The sequence below is a fragment of the Hyphomonas sp. FCG-A18 genome, from assembly GCF_045287255.1.
GTDB lineage: Bacteria > Pseudomonadota > Alphaproteobacteria > Caulobacterales > Hyphomonadaceae > Henriciella.
In genome coordinates, this window is sequence record NZ_CP137142.1 from 1,513,131 (window position 1) to 1,537,938 (window position 24,808).

The 24,808-nt window shown below is 55.1% G+C and carries 25 protein-coding genes; 14 read left to right on the top strand and 11 right to left on the bottom strand.

What is annotated here, in order from left to right:
* The first annotated feature begins 33 nt into the window (after positions 1-33).
* From RYZ27_RS07420 to RYZ27_RS07435, 4 genes are read left to right on the top strand one after another with little or no spacing between them, the layout of a single operon-like run.
* On the top strand, positions 34-1,968 hold the full coding sequence (locus tag RYZ27_RS07420) for a hypothetical protein (protein WP_406678856.1): 1,935 nt from the start codon (positions 34-36) through the stop codon (positions 1,966-1,968).
* Positions 1,969-2,006: 38 nt separating this feature from the next.
* Positions 2,007-3,749, top strand: coding sequence for a tetratricopeptide repeat protein (locus RYZ27_RS07425; protein ID WP_406678857.1), 1,743 nt, complete (start codon positions 2,007-2,009; stop codon positions 3,747-3,749).
* Entirely contained in the window at positions 3,746-4,633 is an 888-nt protein-coding gene (locus RYZ27_RS07430) for a 4-(cytidine 5'-diphospho)-2-C-methyl-D-erythritol kinase (RefSeq protein ID WP_406678858.1), read from the top strand. The genes RYZ27_RS07425 and RYZ27_RS07430 overlap by 4 nt, the downstream gene beginning before the upstream one ends.
* A 14-nt stretch (positions 4,634-4,647) precedes the next feature.
* Positions 4,648-5,646 (top strand): glycosyltransferase family 4 protein, encoded by a 999-nt coding sequence (locus tag RYZ27_RS07435; RefSeq protein ID WP_406678859.1) that lies wholly within the window; start codon positions 4,648-4,650, stop codon positions 5,644-5,646.
* Here RYZ27_RS07435 and RYZ27_RS07440 read toward each other — a convergent pair.
* Positions 5,593-6,174 carry a hypothetical protein gene (locus tag RYZ27_RS07440; RefSeq protein ID WP_406678860.1) on the bottom strand — a complete coding sequence of 194 codons (582 nt, stop codon included), beginning with the start codon at positions 6,172-6,174 and terminating at the stop codon, positions 5,593-5,595. The genes RYZ27_RS07435 and RYZ27_RS07440 overlap by 54 nt on opposite strands.
* Before the next feature lie 141 nt (positions 6,175-6,315).
* Between RYZ27_RS07440 and RYZ27_RS07445 the strand changes: the two genes are divergently transcribed.
* Together RYZ27_RS07445 and RYZ27_RS07450 are read left to right on the top strand one after the other, a co-directional pair.
* Complete coding sequence (locus RYZ27_RS07445) at positions 6,316-7,038, top strand: helix-turn-helix domain-containing protein (RefSeq protein ID WP_406678861.1); 723 nt, start codon at positions 6,316-6,318, stop codon at positions 7,036-7,038.
* Positions 7,039-7,134: 96 nt separating this feature from the next.
* The gene (locus RYZ27_RS07450) at positions 7,135-7,593 is read left to right on the top strand and encodes a hypothetical protein (RefSeq protein ID WP_406678862.1); all 459 of its coding nucleotides are present in this window, start codon (positions 7,135-7,137) and stop codon (positions 7,591-7,593) included.
* Between the two features lie 93 nt (positions 7,594-7,686).
* Here RYZ27_RS07450 and RYZ27_RS07455 read toward each other — a convergent pair whose 3' ends face one another.
* A complete protein-coding gene (locus tag RYZ27_RS07455) occupies positions 7,687-9,372 on the bottom strand; it encodes an electron transfer flavoprotein-ubiquinone oxidoreductase (RefSeq protein ID WP_406678863.1) in 1,686 nt (561 codons plus the stop codon).
* Positions 9,373-9,467: 95 nt separating this feature from the next.
* On the opposite strand from RYZ27_RS07455, the gene RYZ27_RS07460 reads away from it, so the two are divergent.
* From RYZ27_RS07460 to RYZ27_RS07485, 6 genes are all read left to right on the top strand, one after another.
* Entirely contained in the window at positions 9,468-10,292 is an 825-nt protein-coding gene (locus RYZ27_RS07460; RefSeq protein WP_406678864.1) for a uracil-DNA glycosylase family protein, read from the top strand.
* Complete coding sequence (locus tag RYZ27_RS07465) at positions 10,293-10,979, top strand: TIGR04283 family arsenosugar biosynthesis glycosyltransferase (protein ID WP_406678865.1); 687 nt, start codon at positions 10,293-10,295, stop codon at positions 10,977-10,979.
* Positions 10,976-11,581, top strand: coding sequence for a DUF2064 domain-containing protein (locus RYZ27_RS07470; protein WP_406678866.1), 606 nt, complete (start codon positions 10,976-10,978; stop codon positions 11,579-11,581). The genes RYZ27_RS07465 and RYZ27_RS07470 overlap by 4 nt, the downstream gene beginning before the upstream one ends.
* Positions 11,582-11,674: 93 nt before the next feature.
* Positions 11,675-13,180: a replicative DNA helicase gene (locus RYZ27_RS07475; RefSeq protein ID WP_406678867.1), complete on the top strand. Its 1,506-nt coding sequence runs from the start codon at positions 11,675-11,677 to the stop codon at positions 13,178-13,180.
* A 215-nt stretch (positions 13,181-13,395) separates the two neighbouring features.
* Positions 13,396-14,034: a hypothetical protein gene (locus RYZ27_RS07480; RefSeq protein WP_406678868.1), complete on the top strand. Its 639-nt coding sequence runs from the start codon at positions 13,396-13,398 to the stop codon at positions 14,032-14,034.
* Between the two features lie 110 nt (positions 14,035-14,144).
* The gene (locus RYZ27_RS07485) at positions 14,145-14,735 is read left to right on the top strand and encodes a hypothetical protein (RefSeq protein WP_406678869.1); all 591 of its coding nucleotides are present in this window, start codon (positions 14,145-14,147) and stop codon (positions 14,733-14,735) included.
* Between the two features lie 9 nt (positions 14,736-14,744).
* Here RYZ27_RS07485 and RYZ27_RS07490 read toward each other — a convergent pair whose 3' ends face one another.
* Positions 14,745-15,752 carry a complex I NDUFA9 subunit family protein gene (locus tag RYZ27_RS07490; RefSeq protein WP_406678870.1) on the bottom strand — a complete coding sequence of 336 codons (1,008 nt, stop codon included), beginning with the start codon at positions 15,750-15,752 and terminating at the stop codon, positions 14,745-14,747.
* 156 nt (positions 15,753-15,908) lie between these two features.
* On the opposite strand from RYZ27_RS07490, the gene RYZ27_RS07495 reads away from it, so the two are divergent.
* Positions 15,909-16,664: a class I SAM-dependent methyltransferase gene (locus RYZ27_RS07495; RefSeq protein ID WP_406678871.1), complete on the top strand. Its 756-nt coding sequence runs from the start codon at positions 15,909-15,911 to the stop codon at positions 16,662-16,664.
* Between the two features lie 37 nt (positions 16,665-16,701).
* Here the strand turns inward: RYZ27_RS07495 and RYZ27_RS07500 are convergent, their stop codons facing one another.
* From RYZ27_RS07500 to fabD, 8 genes are all read right to left on the bottom strand, one after another.
* Positions 16,702-18,126: a pilus assembly protein TadG-related protein gene (locus RYZ27_RS07500; protein WP_406678872.1), complete on the bottom strand. Its 1,425-nt coding sequence runs from the start codon at positions 18,124-18,126 to the stop codon at positions 16,702-16,704.
* Between the two features lie 150 nt (positions 18,127-18,276).
* Complete coding sequence (gene gmk, locus RYZ27_RS07505; protein WP_406678873.1) at positions 18,277-18,921, bottom strand: guanylate kinase; 645 nt, start codon at positions 18,919-18,921, stop codon at positions 18,277-18,279.
* Positions 18,911-19,789 carry a YicC/YloC family endoribonuclease gene (locus tag RYZ27_RS07510; protein WP_406678874.1) on the bottom strand — a complete coding sequence of 293 codons (879 nt, stop codon included), beginning with the start codon at positions 19,787-19,789 and terminating at the stop codon, positions 18,911-18,913. Before RYZ27_RS07510 ends, gmk begins: the two co-directional genes overlap by 11 nt.
* Positions 19,789-20,814, bottom strand: a complete 1,026-nt coding sequence (gene mltG, locus RYZ27_RS07515) for an endolytic transglycosylase MltG (protein WP_406678875.1) — start codon at positions 20,812-20,814, stop codon at positions 19,789-19,791. The genes RYZ27_RS07510 and mltG overlap by 1 nt, the downstream gene beginning before the upstream one ends.
* A 41-nt stretch (positions 20,815-20,855) precedes the next feature.
* A complete protein-coding gene (gene fabF, locus RYZ27_RS07520) occupies positions 20,856-22,151 on the bottom strand; it encodes a beta-ketoacyl-ACP synthase II (RefSeq protein ID WP_406678876.1) in 1,296 nt (431 codons plus the stop codon).
* An 11-nt stretch (positions 22,152-22,162) separates the two neighbouring features.
* On the bottom strand, positions 22,163-22,399 hold the full coding sequence (locus RYZ27_RS07525) for an acyl carrier protein (RefSeq protein WP_406678877.1): 237 nt from the start codon (positions 22,397-22,399) through the stop codon (positions 22,163-22,165).
* A 122-nt stretch (positions 22,400-22,521) separates the two neighbouring features.
* Positions 22,522-23,259 (bottom strand): 3-oxoacyl-[acyl-carrier-protein] reductase, encoded by a 738-nt coding sequence (fabG, locus tag RYZ27_RS07530; protein ID WP_406678878.1) that lies wholly within the window; start codon positions 23,257-23,259, stop codon positions 22,522-22,524.
* Between the two features lie 11 nt (positions 23,260-23,270).
* Positions 23,271-24,218 carry an ACP S-malonyltransferase gene (gene fabD / locus RYZ27_RS07535; RefSeq protein ID WP_406678880.1) on the bottom strand — a complete coding sequence of 316 codons (948 nt, stop codon included), beginning with the start codon at positions 24,216-24,218 and terminating at the stop codon, positions 23,271-23,273.
* Positions 24,219-24,424: 206 nt separating this feature from the next.
* Here fabD and rpsF point away from each other — a divergent pair, with 206 nt between their 5' ends.
* Positions 24,425-24,769: a 30S ribosomal protein S6 gene (gene rpsF / locus RYZ27_RS07540; protein ID WP_406678881.1), complete on the top strand. Its 345-nt coding sequence runs from the start codon at positions 24,425-24,427 to the stop codon at positions 24,767-24,769.
* The last annotated feature ends 39 nt before the right edge of the window (positions 24,770-24,808 follow it).

The window sequence follows — 24,808 nt, forward strand, 5'->3', positions numbered from 1 at the left end:
CACACTGCTGCTCGACTATAAGGATAAGACCTCATGCTCGCGTTTCGCGCTTCTTTTATCTCCCTCTCAGTTCTTACGCTTGCGGCCTGTACGACCCCGCCTGTCGGTTCTTTTGATGGCCCGATCACCGAAAGAGAAAAACAGATAACCGAAGCCTTAGGAGCCTTTAGCGGGGATTATCCGGTCTCAGAGAATGCTCTCTTGCTCGCAGTTAAAGATACTGAGGGCAAACCTGTTGGTTTGTTCGCCTATGAAAACCCTTCAGATGCCCTGAAAGCTGGGGATATTGCTGCCTTCATCGCCGCTATTAAAGCTGGGGAATTTGATCAGAATACCCCGAATGCATTCCCAGCCCTAGTTATTGCCATAGATGCGGCTGCTGCTGGTAATTATGACCGCGCGATAGAAGCATTAGAGCCTGCGAAAGCCGAGCCTGATACCGAAGCCATGGCTGGCTTTATTGAGGCCTGGACGCTGGCTCTAAGCGGTAAGGAAAACGAGGCAATCCGCACGCACCGCCGCGTTGGTGCGAGCCTCCCGGGTATGACAGGTGACCTGTCTCTGGCTGCCATGTTGGAGGCTTTTGGTCGAACCGATGAAGCGCTCAGCGTCTATTCTGCGCTGGTACCAACCCGGATTGTTGCACCCGAACATGACTTTGACCCGCAGGGGCTGGTTTATTCCCACGTCCAGACCGTGATTGCCAGACAAGCCATCCTGTTGCGCGACCTTGGCCGGATTGAAGAAGCCCAGACGCTCTATCGTCGTCTGGCAGAAGCTGAACCTGAAGAAGCCGTGCGGTTTGAAGCGGCCATCGACTCCTTGGCGACCGGTCGCGGCCTCGACACCGAAGAGCTGACCGTGGAACGAGCTTTCTCTCAGGCCCTTGGCGATTATTCGCTGTCCATGACGTATCAGCGCATTATCGCCAATGTGATGACCGGCGTGCGCGAACGCGACTATGACACATTCAAGGGCATGTTTGACCAACTCGCGCTGGTCATAGATCCAAGCCATGAAGACATGCGCTTAGCGGTCTTTGATGACTTGTTTGATCAGAACCTGTTTGCCGGGGCCCTTCATGTCCTGCAGTCTGCCCCCGAAGCCACTGCGCAACTGAAACTGGCTGAGGCCACCACGCTTCTGCGCATGGATGACTTTCCTGGTGCAGATGAAGCCCTGACAAATGCCATTGAGCTATCGGATGAAGATGAGAAGCTCGGCATCAGCACCGCCGCCATGCGCATCTATGCTCTAAAGAAGAATGAGGGTCGTGCTCTTCCTATCGCCAACAGTATTACCGATTTTGCCCAAACCCCCGCTGAGAAAGCCGCAGCGCACGCTATGGCCGGTGGTGTCTATGCTCAGTTCGGCAAGCATGATCGCGCTCTGATTGAAGCCCGCGCCGCCCAGGCGATTGAGGATACCCATGATCGCCGCATGTCTCTGGCAACTGCCCTTGCAGATGCTGGTGAGATCGAAGAGGGCTTGTTGATCCTGCGGACCGAGGCATTGGCCCGGCCCAACGACCCCTACATGCTGAACTCGCTGGGCTATTATCTTGTCTTGCATACAGACCGTCTGGACGAGGCCTATAAAGTCTTGGCGCGCGCCTCGGCTCTGGCTCCGAACGATAGCTATATCGCGGACAGTTTTGGCTGGGTCCGTTTCATGATGGGCGATCTTGAGGGTGCCCGTCGCTATATTGAACTCAGTCAACGCGAATTGCTGCCACAGCGGCACTGGGAAATCGAAGACCACCTCGGCGATGTCTATTGGCATCTTGGGCGCGAGGAAGATGCAAAAACAGCGTGGGCCAATGCCTTGGCCGAATTCCCCCCTGCTGATGAGCGCCCTGCCATTGAGGACAAGCTAAGCAATGGCATTGATGGTCCACCACCAGAAAAACGGCCTCTCCCAGATGTCTCGCTGAGCGACGATGCCGAGATTGATCGAAACGACATCTAAGCTTGCCGATCTGCGCGGATACTGGAATCACATCAGATATGCTGCGTGTCTCTGTTCTTCTCTGCTGTATTGCACTGCTGTCGGCTTGTGCGAGCCGCCCGACGAGCAGTGACCCAATTGAAGCCCTGAAGCGTGCCCAGCTAGAGAGCAAGATCCGCGCTGAGGCACAGGATTATGCCCGCTTTACAATCGCGCGTTACGCCGAACTCACCGGTGATCCGATCACAGCAGCGGAAAACTATGCAAAGCTCGTTGATCGCGCTCGAGACGACGTTGCGATTGCCGAGCGCGCCATCTTTGCATCACTCCTGATCAATGATTTTCAAACCGCCGCCAGCAAAGCCGGAAGATTGCCTGACGACAAGCTGGCTAAGGCCGATCTTGCCAGAATCACTCTGGCCGTTGAGGCTATCTCAAAAGGGCGGAACAAGAATGCAATTGGGCACCTGAATGGGCCATGGAACAGCCCCTTCCACAGCGTTATGGCCCGAAGCCTTTTGGCCTGGGTCGCGTTTGAAGCAGATCCTGAAGCCGCCATTTCCCTACAAGCTGGGGCGGGTGACAATGATCCCATACTATCGAGTGTCGCCCGTACGCTCGCGGCAGTCATGCTGGCCAATAGCAATCATCCAGAAAAAGCCCTGGAACAACTGGAAACACTCTGGGATGAGCAGATTCGCTTCGCCATAGGCGTCGACGCACTGGCCAGACTTCTTGCCACTGAAGGCGAGACCGAGAAGGCTCTTGCGCGTTTGAAGGTTTTTCGCGACACGATCGGGCGCAATCCAGCTTTGACGGACCTGACTGCACGCCTTGAGGCTGATCAGATACCCGCACCGCCAACCTATACAACGCGAGCAGGTGCTGCCCTTGCTGTTTACACCGCAACAGCCGCCTTGGCTGATCAGTCTGAAACAGACCTCCCTGCTGTTTACTTCACACTCGCGCTTGCGCTTGACCCTGACTTACATGCCGCGCGAACCCTTTCCGCCCGTGCCCTTGATAACGCCCAAAGGTTTGAAGAAGCGGAGGCTCTGTTAGCAGCCATTCCGGAAAGCTCGATCTACCACACCAATGCGCAGGGGCAGCTTGCCTGGATCAAGCGCCGTCAGGGCCAAAATGTTGAAGCGCTCAGACTCGCAAATGCGACGCTCGAACGTACCAATGATCGCAACATCCGGATTCAGTTGGCCGATCTCTATCAGTCTCTGGATCGACATGGCGAAGCCGCTTTTGTGCTCACGCAGGTCATAGAAGCCGACAAGCTGGAAGGGCGCTATGACTGGCGGCTTTTCTTTGCGCGCGGCGCCGCCCGTGAACGCATGGGGGAATGGCCCCGCGCCGAGAACGACCTGCAAACGGCGCGTGGGCTAAACCCCGGCAATGCGACCATTCTCAACTATCTCGGCTATGGCTGGATCTCGCGTGGCATGAACCTCGACGAGGGCCTTGAGCTGATTGAGCAGGCTCTACGCCTCAACCCTCGCAGCGGCGCAATTACCGACAGCCTCGGCTGGGCGCATTATCAGCTCGGAAATTATGATCGGGCGGTTTTCTATCTGGAGCGCGCGACAGAGCTATCCCCGCAAGACCCGGAAATCCTTGATCATCTCGGTGATGCCTATTGGCAGGTCGGGCGCTATACCGAAGCCGGTTACCAATGGCAGCGCGCTTTGCTTTACTTAGAGACCGGAACGTCCGAACATACTGCCACTCAAAGCAAGTTAAGCACGGGTTTAAATGCGGTTGAGCCGTCAGCCACGGGGCAAGACCTGCGATGACTATTACAATGGAACGGGCCCCAGCCAAGGTGAATCTCTCGCTACATGTCGGGCCGCCAAAGCTAAACGGTCGACATGACCTCATTTCGCTTGTCAGTTTTGGCGACTCCCAAGCCGCTGACACTGTGACCGCACGTCCTGCCAGCCATTTCAGTCTAGCCGTCGAAGGTCCATTTGCAGACGCAACGGGTCCAGCGCGCGACAACCTTATCCTGCAAGCGGCCCGTGCAATGGATGAGGCTCTCGATGGCTCTGCGCCAAAACTCGCTTTTCGTCTAACCAAAACACTCCCTTGCGCCAGCGGAATTGGGGGCGGATCAGCAGATGCAGCAGCAGCTTTGCGTCTAATCATCCGCGCCCATGGCGGCGATGAAGCGCTGGCTATTGCCAGACAGGTTGCCCCCAGCATTGGCGGGGATGTGCTGGCCTGCCTGACGGACTTGCCCGGTATCATGTCCGGCGAGGGGGAGCATTATGAACCCCTGCTTGGCCTTCCCCCGCTGCCTATCCTTCTGGTCAATTCAGGTCACGCCTGCCCAACCGGACCGGTCTTCCATGCCTATGACGACACAGCTCCGGCAGTCGTACCCGAACACCCCTTGCCGCCAGCTGGCCGTGCCCGTGAGGCTGACTTTATCGAGTGGCTGACCCAGAACACCACCAATAGCCTTGAAGCCGCCGCTATTCGCTTAGTGCCAGAGATTGCGCAGACGCTGGATCGATTACACGCGCTCCCGAAAGCACGTCTTGTCCGGATGAGCGGATCTGGCGCAACATGCTTTGCCGTATTTGATCGTATTGAAGAGGCCGAAACAGCAATGCAAGCGCTCTTGAAAGACCATCCGGAATGGTGGATCAAAGCCACACTTCTTGGGGGTGGATAATGGGATTTGCAGGCATGTCAGTAATCGCCTTTGGCGTGGCATTAATGCTAGCCTGGATGCTTGGACTGGTAACGCGGCGCTGGGGCAGCGTTGATGCCCCAGATGAAGAGCGCAAACACCAATCCGTACCGATCCCTCGCTTGGGCGGTGTCGCCATTTTCCTCGCGCTGCTGACAACTGCGCTTCTCATTACGGCTCTGACGAAGCTGTCGATCACGCAAAGTGCCTACACGCCAGCAGCTTTAGTTGCACTCGCTTTCCTGATCGGCCTGTGGGATGACATCGTCACGGCACCAACTGTCGTAAAACTGCTACTCCTAGTGATCGGTGGCGCGATCTGCGCATTCTACGGCCTCGTCCCTGACGCTCTAAATAGCCCTTTTGGTTCAATCGAGACATCTGTCCCCTTGATCATTGGCAGCGTGCTCTGGCTGCTTGTCTTCACAAATAGCACGAACTTCATGGATGGCTCGAATGGGCTTGCGATTGGCAGCTTGCTCATCATGTTTTCCGGGCTTTGTGCCGCAATGATCGCTGTTGACCCAAACGCGGACATCTTTCTTCCGCTATGGTTCGCTCTATTGGGTGCCATAGCGGGCTTTCTGATCCACAATCTGCGCGGAAAACTTTATGCCGGGGATGCTGGCGCACTTGGTCTTGGGGCTTTGTTTGCCAGCCTTGGTCTTGTCAGCGGTGTTGAAGTCTGGACTGTCGCAACGCTGGCCCTGCCCTTCCTGATCGATGTTTTGATGACCCTGATCTGGCGGGCAAAGCATGGCCGTTCATGGCTTAAGCCGCATCTTGATCATGCCTATCAGAAACTCCGTAAGTCGGGCTGGTCACATATGGAAACAGCCTTCCTGTATTGGGGATTGAGCGCGACATGCGCCGCCGCAGCCTATATTGCGGCAAAGGCCGGGGGTGAGGCTCCCTTTATCGTCTTCTGGACCTTATGCCTGTCAGGCATCGTCATCTGGACGGTCCATCGGCGCAGTCATTCCGCCGAGCAATAAGGTCATGTCCTTCGGGCTGAGTGTTTGCACATCTCGCCATGGCGCAAAGCTCCAAGCCATTAAACCAAAGACACCTGCAAAACCGGCACCCAGCATGATCGCCATGACCTCACCGCGTTTCACATTCCCCGTGATACCTGCCCAGACAAAGAACAATCCGACCAGAACGGCCCCCAAACCCATCAGGAAAAGTGACCATCTCAGGGCGTCGCCGCCGCCCTGACGAATTTGTACGTCCGGGTGCTCACGCGCCAAAGCCTCACAGACCTTGTGGCAAAGCTGCAAGAAGGTCTCGCGGCTTTTACTGCCACCCGCATCACTGCATTCAATCTTCACAACACCATCTGGCCCCGTCAAATGCAGCCAGGCATTCCGCGTGCCACGATGGGTCATATCACCCCAACTCGCCTGCGAAACGTCAGAAAGCTTCAGCGCCGATTCAGCCCCGCGCTTAAGCAAGTGTCCTTCGCGGATGGTCCAGCTCTGCGGCTTGCGAAACGCAGCTGATTTGAATGTGTATTCCTGCATGCCTGAAGCTCCGGAAAGCAATATAGAGATATTATGGTGTGAGCCTGATTGCACGATCAGAGCACATTTAAAACTGGAGTTAGAACAGAGTTCTTTCCTATAAGGATGTGAAAGACAGTTCTCTAGCGAGAAAGATGCTCCATGCCAGCCAGTGTTCCTAAAGAGCAAATTCTCAGTTCAACGTCTTCCAGTGTGATCTATCGATCGCGCGTAAGTCTGGCGAAGTTGCACAAGAATCGTGTGCCCTGCATCATCATTGGCGACAAAGAACCCATTTCAGTTGAAACGCCACAGGGACTGATCAGAGGAGAGGCTGTCTATATCGCACCAGATCAGCCTCACCGCGTACACTTTGGCAAGCAATCAAGCCGGACACTTTATCTGGAAAGTGTACGCCATGAGCCCTTGTTGAATGGCAAGGTTGCCAGACGTTTTGAGGATAGCGAACTTAACTGGGTTATGGACGCCATTGATTTGTGGTCCTGTGAACAGGAAAATGCGTTTTTGGAGCGTTTTGACAACCAAGAGCCAATCGTACCCATGCCTGAGAAGCTTGTTCATTGCCTGGAACAGCTGGGAGCAAACCCTCATACCAGGCTCAGCCAACAGCAGCTCGCTCAGGATCTTGGGTTAGAGCGGACACAAGCTCTGAAGCTCTTCAAAGCCTGCACTGGAATGACGCTGAGATCATTTCAGATATGGAAGGCGATACGAGGCGCTCTTGAAGATGTCGCTGCTGGCGCTCACTTCCAAACAGCCGGGTTCGACAACGGGTTTTGCGACGCAGCTCATTTCTCACGCTCGTTTCGTTCAACCTTCGGCATGAGTTTATCCCAAGCTTTGGATAGCAAGCCGACAAGCTAAGCACGTTTGTTCAAACGGTTCTGTAAAACTCCGTCTACACTGGTCTTATCAGGGCAATATCCATGTCACCCTGCCCGCATATGCCCAGGAGTTAACATGAGTGTTTTAGGTGAACTATTCTTACCTTCACAGAGCCATATCTGGCTTCTGGGAACAGGCGCTTTTGCCCTTCTTATATCTCTTACCCAAGCCTGGATCGTATCGCTGATATACTATGTCCGTCTAAACTTCCTGCGATCGATATTCCCCTCACCACATCAGCTTATTCGCTCACATGTTGATTACTGCATCATGGTTGGCCTGCTTGGCTTCTTGTACATTTCCACCGCTTACCTTGAGGTAATCCTGCCCAACATCATCGTGTTCTTGATTTGCTTGGGCGCGCTGTGGAATCCCTTCCCCTTTGTGTTTCTCGCCATGGAAAAGGATGTGGAGGCCAAACGACGAAACATGAGCATTGGCGAAAGAGCGATGCTCTGTATCGGTTTCTTACCGCTAACAATTGGCTTTGGTTACACAGCCATACGAGTTCTGGCTCGGCTTTTGGCTGGATGAGGTTTCCGCACTAACAGCATCATGAAAAAAGCCCGCACCTTACAGCGCGGGCTTATCTTACTCAGTTTGCCCCCATTGAGGGCCAATCCTGGTTTATGTATTCGGATAGGCCGGACCGCCAGCGCCCTCGGGCGTGACCCAGTTAATGTTCTGGTTCGGGTCTTTAATATCGCACGTCTTACAGTGAATGCAGTTCTGCGAGTTGATCTGGAATTTCGGCTCCTGACCTTCTTCCTCAACCCACTCATACACCCCTGCCGGGCAATACCGTGCAGATGGGCCAGCAAACACATCCAACTCAGATGATTTTTGCAGGGCCAGATCAGCAACCTTGAGGTGCTTGGGCTGGTCTTCAGCATGATAGGTGTTGGTAAAAGACACATTGGTCAGCTTATCGAAAGACAAGACACCATCGGGCTTCGGATACTCAATCTTTTTGCACTGAGCCGCAGGCTTGAGGTATTCGTGATCAGCTTTCTTGTGCCGTTGCGTTGTCATAATACCAACCGCGCCGCCTGTCAGGTAACGCAGCCACATATCTGGCATGGTGACAACCGCCCCGGCCAGCGTTCCAATCTTGCCCATCATCGGCTTCACATTGCGCACCAGAGACAGGTCTTTCTTCACCCAGCTCTTCTCATAAGCCTCTTCATAGGCCTCAAGCGCATCGCCAGAGCGGCCCTCACGGATCGCTTCGACCGCAGCCTCTGCCGCCATCATGCCCGTCTTCATGGCATTATGGGTGCCCTTAATCCGTGGCAGGTTCACAAAGCCTGCAGAACAGCCAATCAGCGCGCCGCCATCAAAAGCGAGCTTCGGAACTGATTGAACGCCGCCAGAGGTAATCGCACGCGCGCCATAGGCTTCACGCTTCCCGCCACGCAGGAATTTCGCGATCTCATCATGGTGCTTATAGCGCTGGAACTCATCATACGGGGAGAGCCATGGGTTCTTATAGTTCAGGTGAACCACATAGCCGACAGAGACATAATTCTCGCCGCCTTCACTGAAGTGATAGAGGAAGCCCCCGCCATTGCCGTCCTTGTCTTTTACCGGCCAGCCAAAGGTATGCTGAACATAACCAGCACTGAACTCAGGATGGTCAGCCGGTACTTTCCAGACTTCTTTCAGGCCAATGCCGTATTTCTGTGGGTCGCAATTGGCTTCCAGATCGAACTTCGCCTTGACCTCTTTGGTCAGGGAACCACGTGCGCCTTCGGCAAAGAAAGTATACTTGCCGAGCAGTTCCATGCCCGGCTCATAGTCCGGCTTATGGCTGCCATCCTCGGCAATGCCCATGACGCCAGCAACAACACCGCGAACTTCACCATTATCCCCATACAGCACTTCAGACGCGGCAAAGCCCGGAAACACCTGAACGCCCAGCTCTTCGGCCCGCTCACCCAGCCAGCGTGTGACATTGGCGAGTGATCCAGCAAAACAGCCATGATTGTGCATGAAGGGTGGGAAGGCAAAGGTTGGCATACCCATGGAGCCATGCTCACCGAGTAGGAAATACTTGTCGGCCTTCACTTCCGTGCGGATCGGCATGTCATCGCGACTGCGCCAATCCGGGATCAACTCGTCCATAGCCTTCGGGTCAAGTACAACGCCGGACAGGATATGCGCGCCAATCTCGCCACCCTTCTCCAGTACCACGACTTCCAGCTCTTCTCCGGCCTCATTCGCCATCTGCTTGGCCCGGATCGCTGCGGAGAGACCGGCTGGTCCGCCCCCAACAATCACCAAGTCGAATTCCATAGACTCCCGTTCGCTCATCAATTCTCTCCCAAAGGTGGCGGCACCCTTGCGCCTGCCCTATACCTATCTGTAACTGGTTCGAATTGGGTTTAGCGCAAGTTTACAAGGTCACAATGCCCCAAAATGCTCCTTCCGTTGCGTTACAGGCGCTCACCGAATGGTGGGAAGAGATGGGTGTGGACATTGATCACACTGAATTACGGGCGCTGTCAGCCCAAACCACACCGCAGCAAACGCCAGCAAAACCTGAAGCTGCACAGGCTCAGTCTGGTGACGTAGCTCCCGCCCCACGGCGTCGCAATAAGTCAAAATCGCTACATGACTGGATCATGGAAGCCGAATCGCTTGCCGCAGCCGCAAATGATCTTCCAAGCCTGAAAGCGGCGATCGAATCCTATGAGGGGTGCGACCTAAAAAAACTCAGCAACAAGACGGTTGTCTATGATGGCACACTGGATGCGCCCGTCATGGTCCTCGGTGAAGGCCCGGGTGGCCAGGAAGACCGCATCGGGTTACCCTTTGTTGGTAAAGCCGGGCAATTGCTCGACAAAATGCTGACCGCGATCAATCTCGATCGCAAGACCAACACTTTCATCAGCAATGTGAATTACTGGCGCCCACCGGGCAATCGCAATCCGGAAGCTGAAGAGCTCGCGGTCTGTCGCCCCTTCGTCAATCGGATGATCGACCTTGCCCAGCCGAAAGTGATTATCGTTGCGGGCGGTGTGGCGGCGAAATCTCTGCTCGACACCAAAACCGGGATTATGCGCCTACGCGGGTCTGAACGTCCTTTCGAGACACCTGCAGGCACAAGAGTGCCCATCTTCCCGATGTTCCACCCGGCCTATCTGCTCCGCCGTCCACAGGATAAAAGCCGCGCTTGGCGGGATTTGTTGTTGGTACAGTCGCGACTGGCTGAAATGGGAATAGACCTCTAAGTGCCCGCCCCCATTTCGATTATCATTCCGGCTTATAATGCGCAGGCCAATCTGCCTGACTGTCTGGCCAGTCTGATGCCGGGCCTTGAGGGTGGGCTGATCCGGGAAGTCATCCTCGTCGATGGGGGCAGTGACGACCACACCACAAAGATCGCCGAGAGCACGGGCGCAAATATTCTGATCGCTCCAGAGAAAGGTCGATCAGCGCAGCTTCGCCACGGCGCCGACCACGCGCGTGGGGATTGGCTTCTGTTCCTGCATGCCGATACGACCCTTTCCCCGGAATGGGTTGAGCGAACCAGCGCCCATATCACCGAACGCCCGAACAAGGCCGCAGCCTTTACCCTCGCCTTTCGCAGTGATCATCCAATGGCTAAAACAGTTGCCCGGCGGGCCAATTGGCGTTCGCGCGTGCTCGGCCTACCCTATGGTGATCAAGGCTTGCTTGTCTCCCGTACGCTCTATGATCAGGTCGGCGGATTTCCGGATGTCCCCCTGATGGAAGATGTCGAGCTTGTCCGCGCGATTGGCAAAAAGCGCCTCTCTATCCTCTCTGCAGAAGCCCGCACTGATGCTTCAAAATATGAGCGTGATGGCTGGCGTAAGCGTAGCTGGCATAACGCATCTCTGATCACGCGCTATTTACTTGGGGCCAGCCCGGAAAAGCTGGCAAAGCACTACACATGAGCCGCGCCCATATCCTGATCTATGCCAAGCCACCGCGCATGGGGCTTGCCAAAACCCGTCTGGCGAAAAGCTTGGGGTCAGCCGTAGAGGCAAGACGTATCGCGTTCATGACCCTCGCCAGAACGATGCGCGCCGTTACATCTGGTCCATGGACACCGCGCCTCTACACCGCGCCGGACAGCGCCTTGAGCGAATCTCTTGGGGGTCTCTGGCCTGCGGGCCTTGAGCGCTACTCTCAGGGCTATGGCGACCTGACAGCCCGGCTCACCAAAGGCCTGAACGAGAGTCCGCCCGGCCCGGTCCTATTCATTGGTGCCGATACTCCCGATATTTCCCCGGCCCTTCTCCGCTGCGCGATCAAAGCCCTGCAAAACCATGATGCCGTGTTTGGCCCGGCCAGCGATGGCGGGTTCTGGCTATTTGGCCTGAACAAGACCGCGCGCACACCCACCCCTTTCCATAAGGCCCGCTGGTCAACCGAACACGCCATGGGTGATGTCTGGTCAAACCTGCCAAGGCGAAGCCGCGTCGCGATGCTGCCGACACTGATCGACATAGATACGGCTGAGGATTGGAGAACATGGCGCGCACAGAAATCCTAGCTGTGGATAGGCCTGTCTAAATCCTCTTAACGAGGCAGGGGTTGCCGCCTTCCCCCTCTCCCGGTCAAAGCCGTATCGTGGTTAACTGACAAGATGACCGATATCGTGCCTATGCCTGCCCAGTCCGATAATGCAGATCGCCCGGACCTGCCGCACAACCTCTCCGCAGAGGCCGCGGTGATCGGCTCTATCCTTTACGACAATAATGCCTTCCAGCGCGTCGCCGATATCCTGCGTCCGAGTGATTTCTACGCCCCGGCACATGAGGAAATCTACGCCGCCTGCCAATTGCTGATCCAGAATGGCCGTGTCGCCGATGGTGTCACCCTGCGCGAGCAGTTTGAGAAGGATGAGCGCCTGACTAATATTGGTGGCGCGCAATATCTCGCTGAGCTGCTTGATAGCGCCGCCTTCGGACCGGAGGTGCAGGATTACGCTCGTATCATCCGCGATCTTGCGATGCGGCGGGAGCTGATCAATATCGGTGCCGGCGTACAATCGCGCGCTATGGTCCCCGACCGTGAAACCGATGGCTCACAACAGGTTGAGCTGGCCGAGCGCGAACTGTTTGCCTTGGCTGAGCGCGGCTCAACCGGGCGTGGCTTTTCCACCTTTGGTGAAGCGCTGACCGAGTCGCTTCAAATGGCCGAGGCGGCCTTCAAGCGAGATGGTAAGATTGCCGGGATCGCTACGCGGCTTGATGATCTCGATCACAAGATGGGCGGCTTACACAGCTCTGACCTGATCATCCTAGCGGGGCGGCCCTCCATGGGAAAAACCTCCCTCGTCACCAATATCGCCTATAATGTCGCTGCTGATTATCGCGGTGAGAAGCTCGAAGACGGGTCTACGAAAACTATTGCAGGCGGCAAGGTCGCCTTCTTCTCTCTGGAAATGTCGTCTGAGCAACTTGCCACCCGTATTTTAGCTGAACGGACCGGCATCAACGCCCACAAAATCCGTCAAGGTGACCTCGACAAATATGACTTTGAGAAGCTCCGCGATGCGACTGAGGAGCTACAAAACCTACCCCTCTATATCGATGATCAGGGTGGCATTTCAGTCAGCCAACTTGCCGCCCGCGCGCGGCGTTTGCAACGCTCGGTCGGCATTGACCTCATCATTATTGACTATATCCAGCTGCTATCGGGGACATCCGGCAAGTCCGACGTCAACCGCGTGCAGGAAGTCACACAGATCACGACAACCCTGAAAGCCCTCGCTAAGGAACTATCCGTCCCGGTGATTGGCTTGTCCCAGCTTTCCCGCGCCGTCGAGCAGCGCGATGACAAACGCCCGCAGCTCTCGGACCTGCGTGAATCCGGTTCGATCGAACAAGACGCCGATGTCGTTATGTTCGTCTATCGGGAGTCCTATTATCTGGAGCGGACAGAACCGCAGGCTGATCCAAATGACCCAGCCTCTAGCGATAAATGGACGGCCTGGCGCCAGCGCATGGATGATGTCTATGGCACCGCCGAGGTGATTCTCGGCAAACAACGCCACGGCCCGATCGGCAAAGTCGTCCTCGCCTTCGACGCCAACATTACCCGCTTTGGCAATCTGGATCGCCAGCCTCGGGGCGACTTTGACGAGTAATCCCGTTCGAAAACGCGCACGAAAATCACTCTAAATCGCGTGTCTTGACACTTTTTCAGTGGCGTCTTGGCACGTTCGCGCTTTTAATCCAGTCATCACCTGAAACAGATTGGGGCTGTCGGCCCTGCAACTTTGATTAGGTCACGATGAAACGACGCGAAAAGAAAAGCGAGACCCTGGATATTCGCCTGCCTCATGAACAGAAGCAGGCTTTCATGTCCGCCACTCGCGCCCAGGGCGAAACCGCCTCTCAGGCGCTCCGTCGTTACATCGCCAGCTATATCGAAGAGGCACAGGCCGCAGAGCAAACAACCCCTGTTCAGGAATTGACCATGACCCTTCTGCGCCACCGTATTAAAACCGCCATGACCGCCAGCGCCGCTGCGCTCGGCCTGTTTGCCTTCACGGCCATGCCTTCCGCTGCCACCCCTTCCGCTTTTGACAAGCTTGATAAGAACAAAGACGGCTTCATCACCGAGGGTGAAATTTTGCCCGGTGAGGATGCCGACATCATTGCCAAACTCGATACAGATGGCTCAGGCAGCGTAAGCCGTGAAGAGTTGGAAGCCGCAGGCAATCGCATTGTCATCGAGAAGAGCTCGACCGAAACCAATGATGAAGGCCACAATGTCACCAAGAAGCGCGTGAAAGTGCTTGAGTTCAGTGATGGAGATGTCTCTTCCAGCTCCGAACACTCTGTAGAGAAGCGCGTCAGCATCCGCCTGAAAGGTGATCAGGAGCTTTCCGAGGAAGAACTCGACACTCTGATCGCTGAGGCCATGGAAGACGCAGACCTTGACCTGGATGGCGAAGTTGATGTCGACATTCAAATCGGCAAACCAACGGAAGAGTGACGCGCCCGAAAAGCCTGTCCGGACACAATTTCTCTGGCGTATGAACGGGCTTTCGGTTTTCATATCCTCCTGATCGGCATCCTTATCGGGTATCCGACGGGAGGACATTTATGAGCAAATCACGCAAAGAGAAAAAGTCTGAAATGATTGAAGTACGCATTCCGTACTCCAAGAAGCAGGCCTTCATGAAAGCGTGCGAGGAAGAAGGAATTACGGCAAGCCACGCAATCCGCACCTTCATCGATGTTTATCTGAAACGCTCCCGCCGGATGAAAGTGAAACAGGTCGCACAGGAGCTTTCCATGACCCTCATCCGCAATCCGATCAAAACCACTGGAACTTTAGGAACAGCCATCGCTGGCACTGTGGCTGTGTTTGTCCTCACAGCAACACCGAGCGTTGCTGATCGCGACGCACAGCCTATTGCACCACCGGTCCCATCATGGCCCGCTGATCTGCCCACCATTACGCAAGACATGCTGACAAATGGGTTTGTTGCAAAATGTGATGCTAAATTTGATGTAGACACGCGCGGCTTTGTCGAAACACCAATCGAGGTGACATGTAATGATCCAAGCTTCGTGGAATCGACTCGTGCAGCAACTCAAAACTTGCGCTTTGAGCCGAAATTAGTCGACGGCACAGCCGTGCAACGTACGGGTGTTATCTACCCATACGAATTCCGGCTTAAGCCAGAATAACGAAGGGCCTTAAGCGCTTTCGGTTTCCTGGTGGTACTGCCCATAAGGCCGGAAGCGCCAGAGGTAGGACGGGACAATCGCCTCAATGCTTTCAGCGCCATCAATGCCAAGGTCCGCGAGGGTCAGCGCGCCTTCGCCAACCACATTGTCTGTTTTCAGCATTTCGACCTGATTGCCTGTAATCGGTGGAGCGCCCAGAATACCTGTCGACAGTGGCCAGACATAACGCCAAATCGCACCAAGGGTCATGCCCATCGGCTTCGCGACCATGAAGGGTAGCGGCATCGCATAGCGTTTGCGGTCAATCGTTTTGCCAATGAAGTCATACAGCTCAATAAATGTGTAAGTTCGCGGGCCACCAAGCTCATAGGTTTTCCCGTCGACATCCTCGCGGGTCACAGCATTGGCAATCGCCTCTGCAACATCGCCCGCATAAACAGGCTGAAGTTTGGTTTTACCTCCGCCAATTGCAGGCAGGAATGGCAACACATTCGTCATAGGATGGCTCGCCATCGCCGCAAAGCGGTTGAAGAAGTCATCTTCCGGGCCAAACACGATGGATGGACGCAGGATCACGGTTTCAGGGATCAGCTCGCGTATAGCAGCTTCTGCTTCGCCCTTGGTTTCAGCGTAATCAGCCTTGGCTTCAGGATCAGCACCAATGGCGGAGACATGCACAAGGCGCGTAATCCCGGCTTCCTTACAGGCCTCGGCGATATGGATCGCACCATCCCGCTGCGCGCCTTCAAAGCTCTGCTTGCCCTTCTCATAAAGGATGCCAACGAGGTTTACGACCGCATCAGCGCCTTCAACAGCAGCAGCGACAGAAGCCTTGTGACGGACATTTGCCTGCACAATGTCGACCCAGCCCGGAGATCCGGCCAAACGAACATCTCCGGCCAGATGCGGGCGACGCACAGCGATGCGAACGCGATACCCGGCCTCAACCAAGGTCCGTGCAGCATACCGCCCGATAAAGCCAGAGCCGCCAAAGACCGTAACCAGACCTTTTGCCATTGTGTCAGACCCTCATCATTTCAGCGTTCAGGACGCACTCATCATAGATGCGCCGCTTTGATCATGAGTTCACGAACTTGTCCATGTGGCAAAAGACGTGGATGGACGCCGCTGCTCATATCCAGTAGGCACCCCACAATTTCTATGGGGACACACATGTCTGACTTTGATCTTCTGCTCGATCTACATAAACCGTCCCATCGCCAAGGCCCTGGCGGCGATGATGAAACCCGTCTGGCGATCACCTTGTCTGGCCTGTCTGGGCAGAAAAATCTCAAGATTGCAGACATTGGCTGCGGTACCGGTGCTTCCACAATCACCTTGGCCAAGGCGCTCGATGCGGAGATCACAGCCATAGACTTTTTGCCGGCTTTTCTCGAGGAATTGAAACAGCGCGCAAGCCTTGTGGGCGTGGCTGACCAAATCACCCCTATGGCCGCCTCAATGGAGGATTTGCCTTTTGCACCAGCCTCACTTGATGCGATTTGGTCAGAAGGTGCGATCTATAATATCGGATTCGAAGCAGGCATTCAAAGCTGGCGTAAATTCCTGAAACCCGGCGGCATTCTCGCGGTTTCAGAGTTAACCTGGCTGACGGCTGAGCGTCCTGCAGAGCTTGAGCAGCACTGGCAGCAGGAATACCCGGAAGTCGGTATGGCCTCCGAAAAGATCGCCCAACTCGAAGCCCATGGCTATAGTCTGGAGGGCTACTTTCCTTTGGGAAGAACCTGCTGGCTCGACAATTACTATCGTCCGATGCAGATGCAGTTCGAGACGCTCTTGAAAATGCACAATCATTCAGAAGCCGCGCAAGCCATCATCTCTGCGGAACAGGCCGAGATCAGCCTGTACGAGCGCTATGCGGACTTTGTCAGCTATGGCTATTATATTGCGCGGAAGCTTTCGGATTAGCATCACACTTGCATATCTCAGCGCTGCACGCTGATGCCTATTGCGTGATTCTCAGCTCTGTGATGCGCGCAGCAATGTCTTCAAAAGCTTCGGAAATATCCAGGCTTTCGACATGATAGTACTGGCTTTCCGATGACGCACAGACCTTCAAATTCTTGTCCGCGATCGAGCCTTTCTTGATCTGAAATCCGATCGTGTAGATCGAGATATTGTTCTGCTTCGCAGTTTCGCAAATCTGCAAGAAACGGCCAATCGCGGAGTCATGGCTGGACGTATCCGAAGAGCCACCCTTTGAGAGCACCGTCTGCATATTCTTACTGTTGCCCTGATTGCTATACGAGTTCTGGTTCGGTACGCGATTGCTATTCCGGTTCGTGTGTACGTTCAGGCGCGTGACATCTTTTGGACGGTTCTGGGCGGTAATTTCCCCGTCAGTCATGATAATCATGATCTTGCGGGAATCCTCAGCATCGAAATCAAGTGGCCGGTCAGCATAGTCCCCACCGACAATGCCTCTGAAATCGGGGGACAGGACCTTCAGACCCCACATTGCCCCGACATCCATGCCCGTCCCGTCTGACAGCACCATATTATCCAGACGCGTTTTCAGCACATCAGGCTTGTTGGAATTCAGGAGGACAGAACTGTCTTCCCCCGGACACCAAGGGTGGAAGTTCCACCATCTCCAGAAGTGCGGCACCTGTGCACGGCTATTGGGTGGAATGCGATCAGTATCATAGTCTTCCTTGCGCGCTTCCAGACATTTGTCGCCATTGGAAAAACGGAAAGCCTGATCCTCAACAGCTTGACCGATATTGTACTGAGACGTGTTCGGGTTCTCAATGGTAGAGGGATGCCCCGGCAGCACAGCAAAATGGTCGAACAGATCACCAATATTCACTGTGCCCCCAAACGGCACGACATTGACCGACGTTGTATCAATTGTTGTGTCTGTCAGCACAGAATCGATGAACTGAAGAGATGCGGCTTTCAGGTTCGCGATACGGTTGCCACGCATCGATGAAGACACGTCAAGCACCATGGCAATCTCGATATTGGAAATTGCCTGCTCAGCGACCGAGCGCACTTCCAGATCGATATGACGCTCCCCCCTGCTCGACATCAGGATCAATGGGTACTTCACTTGTACAATGGCTTCGACACGACGAGAGTTGTACGTAATCGTGCGGTCTATCCTGATCGAGATATCTTCACTTGGCACCCCTAGCTCATTGAGGTGCGCACGCACCATACTATCAACGAGCGTATCAACATCGTCATTGGTCCGCAGGTTACTGGCCGCCAGCGTTGCAGTATCAAGGGCCAGCTCCATCTTCTTCTTGAAATTGACGGAGCGTTGCATGTCGATCGCCATGCCCATGACCAGAACAATCGGCAAAAGCACGAGCGCAAATATGACCGCCGTGGTGCCGCGTTTATTCTTCCACAATCCCAATACCATAGCCTAAGCCCCTATGACTCTAAGGGGTGACTATACATTCGGATGGTAACAGCGCTCTCAAACCCAGCCTTAAATCTGAGCCGACTGCGGTAACCTTTGGGAAAGCCCTTTCAGGGTCCGCTTTCTTCAGAGCGGATGTTTGGTAAACCCTTAAACCTCACCGAGCAGGCGACGCACATGATCCTCTAGACCATGCTCCCGCAGGCGCTTGGTCCGTTCAACCAAGAGAATACGGCGCAGCTTTTCATAGGCGATTTCCAGATCGTCATTGACGATACAATAGTCATAACGGCGCCAATGCAGGATTTCGGCCTTAGCATCGCGCATACGCCGGGCGACCATCTCATCATCAGACCCCGGACGGGCTCTTAGGCGTGCTTCCAGCGCCTCAATGCTTGGCGGCAAGACAAAGACAGAGACACAATCATTCGGCATCTGGTCATGCAGGGCATCCGCCCCCTGCCAGTCGACATCAAAGAGGACATCACGACCCGCTTCCAGCTCAGCGACCGTGTCCGCACGCGGTGTTCCGTAATAGCGGTCAAACACTTTCGCCCATTCCAGGAATTCGCGCTTGGCAATCATCTGGCGAAACTCTGTTTCGGAGCGGAAGTGATAGTCTACACCATCCGTTTCATTCGGGCGTGGACTACGCGTCGTCGCACTGACGGAAAGCACCACATCCTCAAACTCGGCCATCAGTTTGCGAGCTAGCGTCGTCTTTCCAGCGCCAGATGGACTGGAAATCACCAGCATCAGGCCACGGCGGGGATCTTCGGCAGCATCATTCGACATTAGCGCTTTGCTCCTTGAACTGATCAATCACGCTTTTGAGGGCGAGTCCGCAATTCGTCAATTCAAGGCTCGCAGACTTTGCGCAAAGCGTGTTTGCCTCGCGGTGAAATTCCTGCGCCAGAAAGCCGAGTTTGCGGCCAATGGCGTTCTCGGCCTCAAGCATGGCTCGCGCGCTGACAACATGGGCATCCAGGCGATCAAGTTCCTCGGTTACATCGGCTTTGGTTAGCAGGACCGCCACTTCTGCGGCCAATCGCTCTGCATCCACGCGGCCTTCAACATCAAACTCAGCAAGCTTGCCTTCAAACCGCTTCCTGACCTGCGCAATCTGGTCATCAGCGAAGGTTCGGGCCTGGGCTACAAAATTGGCGATCTCGCTGACTTGAGCACTCAGCAGACTTCCGAGTTTCTCACCCTCTTCCCGCCGGGCTTCGTCGAGAGCCTGAAAAACCACGTCTATCGCCGCAAGGATGATCTCTTCATCACTTTTGGTGACCTCTAAGTCTCCCGCCGTATCCTCCAGAACGCCTTTGGCGGTCATCAATGTCGCCAGCGCGGTCCCGGTGGCAAGCTGACCATCGGCCTGCTCATAAGCATCAATCAGAGCCTTAAGTGCATCAGGATTGATGTGCACGCCAACCGCCCCTTGAGACCGCTCATATTTCAGGCTGACCTGAAAACTACCGCGCGAAAAACGCTGTGAGAGCCTTGATTTTATACGTGTTTCTAGCCCCTGAAACTCGCGTGGCAGGTTCAGACGAATGTCCATGCCCTTGCCGTTTACACTCTTCGCCTCAAGCGTAAATGTGCCGAAACTGGCCTGCCCACCAGTCCGGGCAAAGCCAGTCATACTTGATACAGTGGCCATCAATTCCCCCGTTCGCGCGCAATCTCCTGGCGCTCAAATTCTCTATATTTTGCAACGTTTCTCTGATGCTCTTCATAGGTCTTGGCAAAGAGGTGTCCCCCTTTTCCATCCGCAACAAAGAAGACATAGTCGGTGTCTGGCGGGTTCAAAACCGCTTCAATCGCATCTCGTCCTGGATTACAAATCGGTGTCTTCGGAAGACCGTCAATCTGATAGGTGTTCCAGTCTGTTTTACGATCAATTTCAGAGCGATAGAGCGTCCGGCGCTGCCCCTGTCGGTTGTAGAGCGGTTCGCCCTGGCTCACGCCATAAATGATCGTCGGATCGCTTTCCAAGCGCATGCCCTTCTTGAGACGCCCGACAAAAAGTCCGGCAACTTTCCCCCGCTCGCCATCAATTCCGGTTTCCTTCTCAACGACTGAAGCCAGTGTCACGGCCTCATAGGGTGTTTGCAGGGGCAAACCCTCCTGACGCTCCTCCCATAAACGCTCAAGCAAGCGGTCCTGCGCGGTTTCCATACGGCTGATGAACTGCTCCCGCGTGGTTCCTGTTCCGAAGACATACGTATCCGGCAGCAAGACACCCTCGCCAATCTCCCGTTCAGGCATATCACCGCTCAAGACGTCAGCTGCTTCAACGCGGCGCAGAATTTGCGCTGTCGTCAGCCCTTCCGGAATGGTCAGGCGGAGCTGAATGACCTCGCCCTCCACCAATTGATCAAGAAGCGAGACAATGCTGACCCCGGCAGGAATCGCATAAGTCCCCGCCTTGATCGCAGTTTCTGTTTCATCAATGCGTGCTTTGAGTTGCAAAAGCTGGCGACGTTTGATGATGCCTTCGGCTTCGAGCTTAGCAGCGACACTCGCCAGCCCCTCACCGCGATCCACTGTGAACTCGGTTGGCACCATCAGAGGTCCAGGCCGTGAAACCTGATCGTTAAACCAGATCCAGCCACCTAGCCCTGCCGCCGTGGCCAGAACCGTCAGCACAAAAATGAACGCAATCAGGCTTTTCAGGAACCGCACCCGTTATCCTCCGGCTGTTTCCCCTTAACGCCCCTATAGTCTTAATCGACGCGCTTAAGAACCAATGAAGCATTTGTTCCGCCGAATCCGAAAGAGTTCGAAATTGCAGCACGAACGGGGGCTTTCTTGGCCTTGTGCGGGATCAGATCAATATCGGTTTCAACGCTCGGATTATCGAGGTTCAGCGTTGGTGGCATGATCTGATCGCGAATCGCGAGTGCGCAGAACGCTGTCTCAATCGCGCCAGCCCCGCCCAGCAAGTGACCAACAGCCGACTTGGTTGAGGAAAGCGACAGCGCCTTGGAGTGATCGCCAAACAGGCGCTCAACCGCGCCAACTTCACCTTCGTCTCCTTTTGGAGTCGAAGTGCCGTGGGCGTTGACATAATCGATTTGGTCGAGGTCCAGACCGAGATTTCGTTTGGCATGGTCGGTTGCCATTTTCATGGCACGATAACCGCCTTCTGAGCCCTCAGCAGGTGCAGTGATGTGATAAGCATCGCCGGTCAGGCCATAACCTGCCACTTCGGCGTAAATCTTAGCGCCCCGCGCTTTGGCGTGCTCGTATTCTTCAAGAATGAGGACGGCTGCGCCCTCGCCCATGACAAACCCGTCCCGATCCTTGTCATAAGGACGCGACGCCTTTTTCGGCTCATCATTGAAATTTGTAGACATGGCCTTGGCTGAACAGAAACCGGCAATGGCCAGCTTACAGATCACAGCCTCAGATCCACCGGCAACCATTACGTCCGCGTCGCCATACTGAATAAGGCGCGCCGAATCGCCAATCGCGTGCGCGCCTGTGGCACAAGCGGTTACGACCGAATGGTTCGGGCCTTTAAAGCCATGCTTGATCGAAACTTGCCCAGAAGCGAGGTTGATCAGAGCAGATGGAATGAAGAAAGGGCTCACCTTACGCGGCCCGTTCTCATGCAGATTGATGGCTGAGTCGTAAATCGACTGCAGGCCACCAATACCAGAGCCAATCAGAACGCCCGTGCGCTCTTTTTGTTCATCAGTTTCAGCGACCCAGCCAGAATCCTGAACGGCTTCTTCTGCTGCGCCAATGGCGTAGAGAATAAACTCGTCAATTCGGCGGCGTTCTTTGGCACTTGCGACCGTATCAGGGTCAAACGCATGCTCGTCATCCGCCGATCCACCGCCGCGGCCATCCTTATAGGGCACCTGGAAAGCAATCTTGCTGGCAACATCAGACGGATCGAACACATCGATCGGTCCGGCGCCAGATTCTCCAGCAATCAGTCTTTCCCATGTCGCCTCGCGATTAGCCGCGAGAGGCGAAATGATTCCAATACCCGTGATGACAACGCGACGCATGGCAGCCCCTCTTAAGAAACGTGGGCCTTGATGTGGGATACCGCATCACCAACGGTGCGGATGTTTTCCTGCACGTCGTCCGGGATTTCGATATTGAACTCTTCTTCAAAGGCCATAACCAGCTCGACCAGGTCGAGAGAGTCAGCGCCCAGGTCATCAATGAAGCTTGCGCTTTCAACAACCTTGTCACCATCAACGTCGAGATTCTCGACAACAATTTTTTTAACACGCTCAAGAACGTCAGACATGGATACCTCTCTGATACTGCCTGAAAGATAGGTCTCTAAGGGACCATGTGTTGCGGTTAGCACACACTTTGTGACAACGCCAAGCCCTTAGAGTTTGTTTGCGCTGCAGCAATTACAGCGATTTAGATCATCGCCATGCCGCCATTCACATGTAGCGTCTGCCCCGTGACGTATGCAGCTTCATCCGAAGACAGGTAAACCGCCGCCGCGGCAATGTCGCTGCCCTGCCCCAACTTCCCGGCTGGAATCTGGCCCAGCAGCGCTTCTTTTTGCGCATCCGGCAGGACATCCGTCATCGGTGATTCGATGAAACCCGGTGCGATTGTATTCGCGGTGATGCCGCGGCTACCAACTTCCTGAGCAAGTGATTTTGTAAAACCGATCATGCCCGCTTTAGAAGCGCAATAGTTTGACTGGCCCGGGTTTCCGGTCACGCCCACAATTGAGGTAATCCCGATAATCCGGCCATGGCGGGCCTTCATCATTGGGCGAACGGCGCTGCGTGTTAGGCGGAAATAGCTTTCTAGATTGACCCGCAAAATATCGGCCCAGTCATCATCTTTCATCTGCATCAGCAGCCTATCACGGGTCACGCCAGCATTTGCGACGAGAATATTGATCGTTCCGATCTGCTCAGAAGCCTTTCCGACCAGCGTGTCTGCCTCGTCTGGATTGGAGAGGTCACCGGGGACAATTGCAGTCCGATCACCCAACTCTCCGGCGAGCGCTTCAAGCTTGCCAGTATTGCGGCCAGAAAGCGCGACTGTTGCGCCCTGCGCGTGCAGGGATCGTGCAATCGCTTGGCCAATCCCGCCCGTTGCGCCGGTCACCAGCGCTGTTTTTCCTGTCAGATCAAACATCTTTTTCTCCTTTAGCCGTTCAGGCGTTCCGCCACGGCGTGAATCTCTTCCGGCGTGCCCATGGTCAGCCCTTCAAGGCCTTTAACCGTGCGCCGATTCATAACACTCAGAACTTTGCCAGCGCCTGCTTCAATCATCAGCTCGACACCCTCACCCGCCATGTACTGAACAGACTCCGTCCAGCGGACCTGCCCTGTCACTTGCTCAACCAGTTGCTTACGGATTGCGTCAGCATCAGTACCCGCCGTCGCTGTGACATTGGCAACCAATGGCGCGGATGGCGCTGAAATCTCAATACCCGAAAGGGCCTCTGCCATCGCATCAGCAGCAGGCTGCATCAGCGAACAATGGAATGGCGCACTTACCGGAAGCAAAACAGCTTTCTTCACGCCAGCTTCTTTCGCTCCGGAAATGGCAAGTTCAACCGCGGGCTTGCTGCCGGAAATCACGATCTGGCCCGGCGCGTTGTCATTTGCCATCTCGCAAACACCTTCTGGCGCACCCGCCTCACATAGCGCTGCGGCCTGCTCAGGGCTCGCGCCCAGTAGCGCCGCCATAGCCCCTTCCCCGGCGGGGACAGCGGCCTGCATCGCATTACCGCGAATGCGCAGAACACGGGCACAGTCGCCAACCGAGATTGACCGTGCTGATGCCAGCGCTGAATATTCCCCAAGTGAATGACCCGCAATAAAGGCCGCACGATCAGCGCCAATGCCGTGAGCTTCTTCCAATGCGCGCATCGCAGCGACGCTCACAGCCATTAAAGCTGGCTGGGTGTTTGAAGTCAGTTTCAGCTCATCTTCAGAACCAGCCCACATCAGGCCGGACAGGTCCTGACCCAACGCCTCATCAACCTCTTGAAAGACGGCTTTGGCGGCTGGAAAAGCCTCGGCAAGATCCTTGCCCATACCGATGAATTGACTGCCCTGACCGGGAAAGATGAACGCAAACTTGGTCATATGCGGCTCCTGAACTTGAAAGCGCCCGCTTATAGCGCTGCTCCAACTGGTGCAAGCGACTTGATTCTGTCCCTGTTTTGCGCTTTACGACGCGCTTCGCAAGATGTGCGGTCCTCATAGCTGGAATGAGCCAGTGAGCGAGGGGCCATCGCCGGACCGGTTTCCCGCCGCTCCAGCGCCGCGCATCAGAACTTGGGAAAAGAGACATGTCACTATACGAACACGTCTTCATTGCACGTCCGGATATCTCTCCGGCACAAGTGGAGACACTGGTGGAAGAGCTGACAGCCTTCCTCGACAAGCAGGGCGCAAAAGTTGCCAAAACTGAATATTGGGGCCTGCGCAACCTGTCATATCCAATCAACAAGCAGCGCAAGGGTCACTATTCCCTGCTCAACATTGATGGCCCGGCAGACGCAATCCACGAGTTGGAACGCGCCCACCGCATCTCTGATGACATCATGCGCTACATGACCGTCAAAGTTGATGAGCTTGAAGAAGGCCCGTCTGCCATGATGGGTCGTAAGGACCGTGGCTCACGCCGCGACTAGAGGAAAGGAATACGATTATGGCTTCCAGAAACACCTCTG

Excerpts from the sequence above, each read along its gene's own strand:
- RYZ27_RS07420 (WP_406678856.1), top strand. The coding sequence starts at position 34 with ATGCTCGCGTTTCGCGCTTCTTTTATCTCCCTCTCAGTTCTTACGCTT.
- RYZ27_RS07425 (WP_406678857.1), top strand. The coding sequence starts at position 2,007 with ATGCTGCGTGTCTCTGTTCTTCTCTGCTGTATTGCACTGCTGTCGGCT.
- RYZ27_RS07430 (WP_406678858.1), top strand. The coding sequence starts at position 3,746 with ATGACTATTACAATGGAACGGGCCCCAGCCAAGGTGAATCTCTCGCTA.
- RYZ27_RS07435 (WP_406678859.1), top strand. The coding sequence starts at position 4,648 with ATGTCAGTAATCGCCTTTGGCGTGGCATTAATGCTAGCCTGGATGCTT.
- RYZ27_RS07440 (WP_406678860.1), bottom strand. The coding sequence starts at position 6,174 with ATGCAGGAATACACATTCAAATCAGCTGCGTTTCGCAAGCCGCAGAGC.
- RYZ27_RS07445 (WP_406678861.1), top strand. The coding sequence starts at position 6,316 with ATGCCAGCCAGTGTTCCTAAAGAGCAAATTCTCAGTTCAACGTCTTCC.
- RYZ27_RS07450 (WP_406678862.1), top strand. The coding sequence starts at position 7,135 with ATGAGTGTTTTAGGTGAACTATTCTTACCTTCACAGAGCCATATCTGG.
- RYZ27_RS07455 (WP_406678863.1), bottom strand. The coding sequence starts at position 9,372 with ATGAGCGAACGGGAGTCTATGGAATTCGACTTGGTGATTGTTGGGGGC.
- RYZ27_RS07460 (WP_406678864.1), top strand. The coding sequence starts at position 9,468 with ATGCCCCAAAATGCTCCTTCCGTTGCGTTACAGGCGCTCACCGAATGG.
- RYZ27_RS07470 (WP_406678866.1), top strand. The coding sequence starts at position 10,976 with ATGAGCCGCGCCCATATCCTGATCTATGCCAAGCCACCGCGCATGGGG.
- RYZ27_RS07475 (WP_406678867.1), top strand. The coding sequence starts at position 11,675 with ATGACCGATATCGTGCCTATGCCTGCCCAGTCCGATAATGCAGATCGC.
- RYZ27_RS07480 (WP_406678868.1), top strand. The coding sequence starts at position 13,396 with ATGTCCGCCACTCGCGCCCAGGGCGAAACCGCCTCTCAGGCGCTCCGT.
- RYZ27_RS07485 (WP_406678869.1), top strand. The coding sequence starts at position 14,145 with ATGAGCAAATCACGCAAAGAGAAAAAGTCTGAAATGATTGAAGTACGC.
- RYZ27_RS07490 (WP_406678870.1), bottom strand. The coding sequence starts at position 15,752 with ATGGCAAAAGGTCTGGTTACGGTCTTTGGCGGCTCTGGCTTTATCGGG.
- RYZ27_RS07495 (WP_406678871.1), top strand. The coding sequence starts at position 15,909 with ATGTCTGACTTTGATCTTCTGCTCGATCTACATAAACCGTCCCATCGC.
- RYZ27_RS07500 (WP_406678872.1), bottom strand. The coding sequence starts at position 18,126 with ATGGTATTGGGATTGTGGAAGAATAAACGCGGCACCACGGCGGTCATA.
- gmk (WP_406678873.1), bottom strand. The coding sequence starts at position 18,921 with ATGTCGAATGATGCTGCCGAAGATCCCCGCCGTGGCCTGATGCTGGTG.
- RYZ27_RS07510 (WP_406678874.1), bottom strand. The coding sequence starts at position 19,789 with ATGGCCACTGTATCAAGTATGACTGGCTTTGCCCGGACTGGTGGGCAG.
- fabF (WP_406678876.1), bottom strand. The coding sequence starts at position 22,151 with ATGCGTCGCGTTGTCATCACGGGTATTGGAATCATTTCGCCTCTCGCG.
- RYZ27_RS07525 (WP_406678877.1), bottom strand. The coding sequence starts at position 22,399 with ATGTCTGACGTTCTTGAGCGTGTTAAAAAAATTGTTGTCGAGAATCTC.
- fabG (WP_406678878.1), bottom strand. The coding sequence starts at position 23,259 with ATGTTTGATCTGACAGGAAAAACAGCGCTGGTGACCGGCGCAACGGGC.
- fabD (WP_406678880.1), bottom strand. The coding sequence starts at position 24,218 with ATGACCAAGTTTGCGTTCATCTTTCCCGGTCAGGGCAGTCAATTCATC.
- rpsF (WP_406678881.1), top strand. The coding sequence starts at position 24,425 with ATGTCACTATACGAACACGTCTTCATTGCACGTCCGGATATCTCTCCG.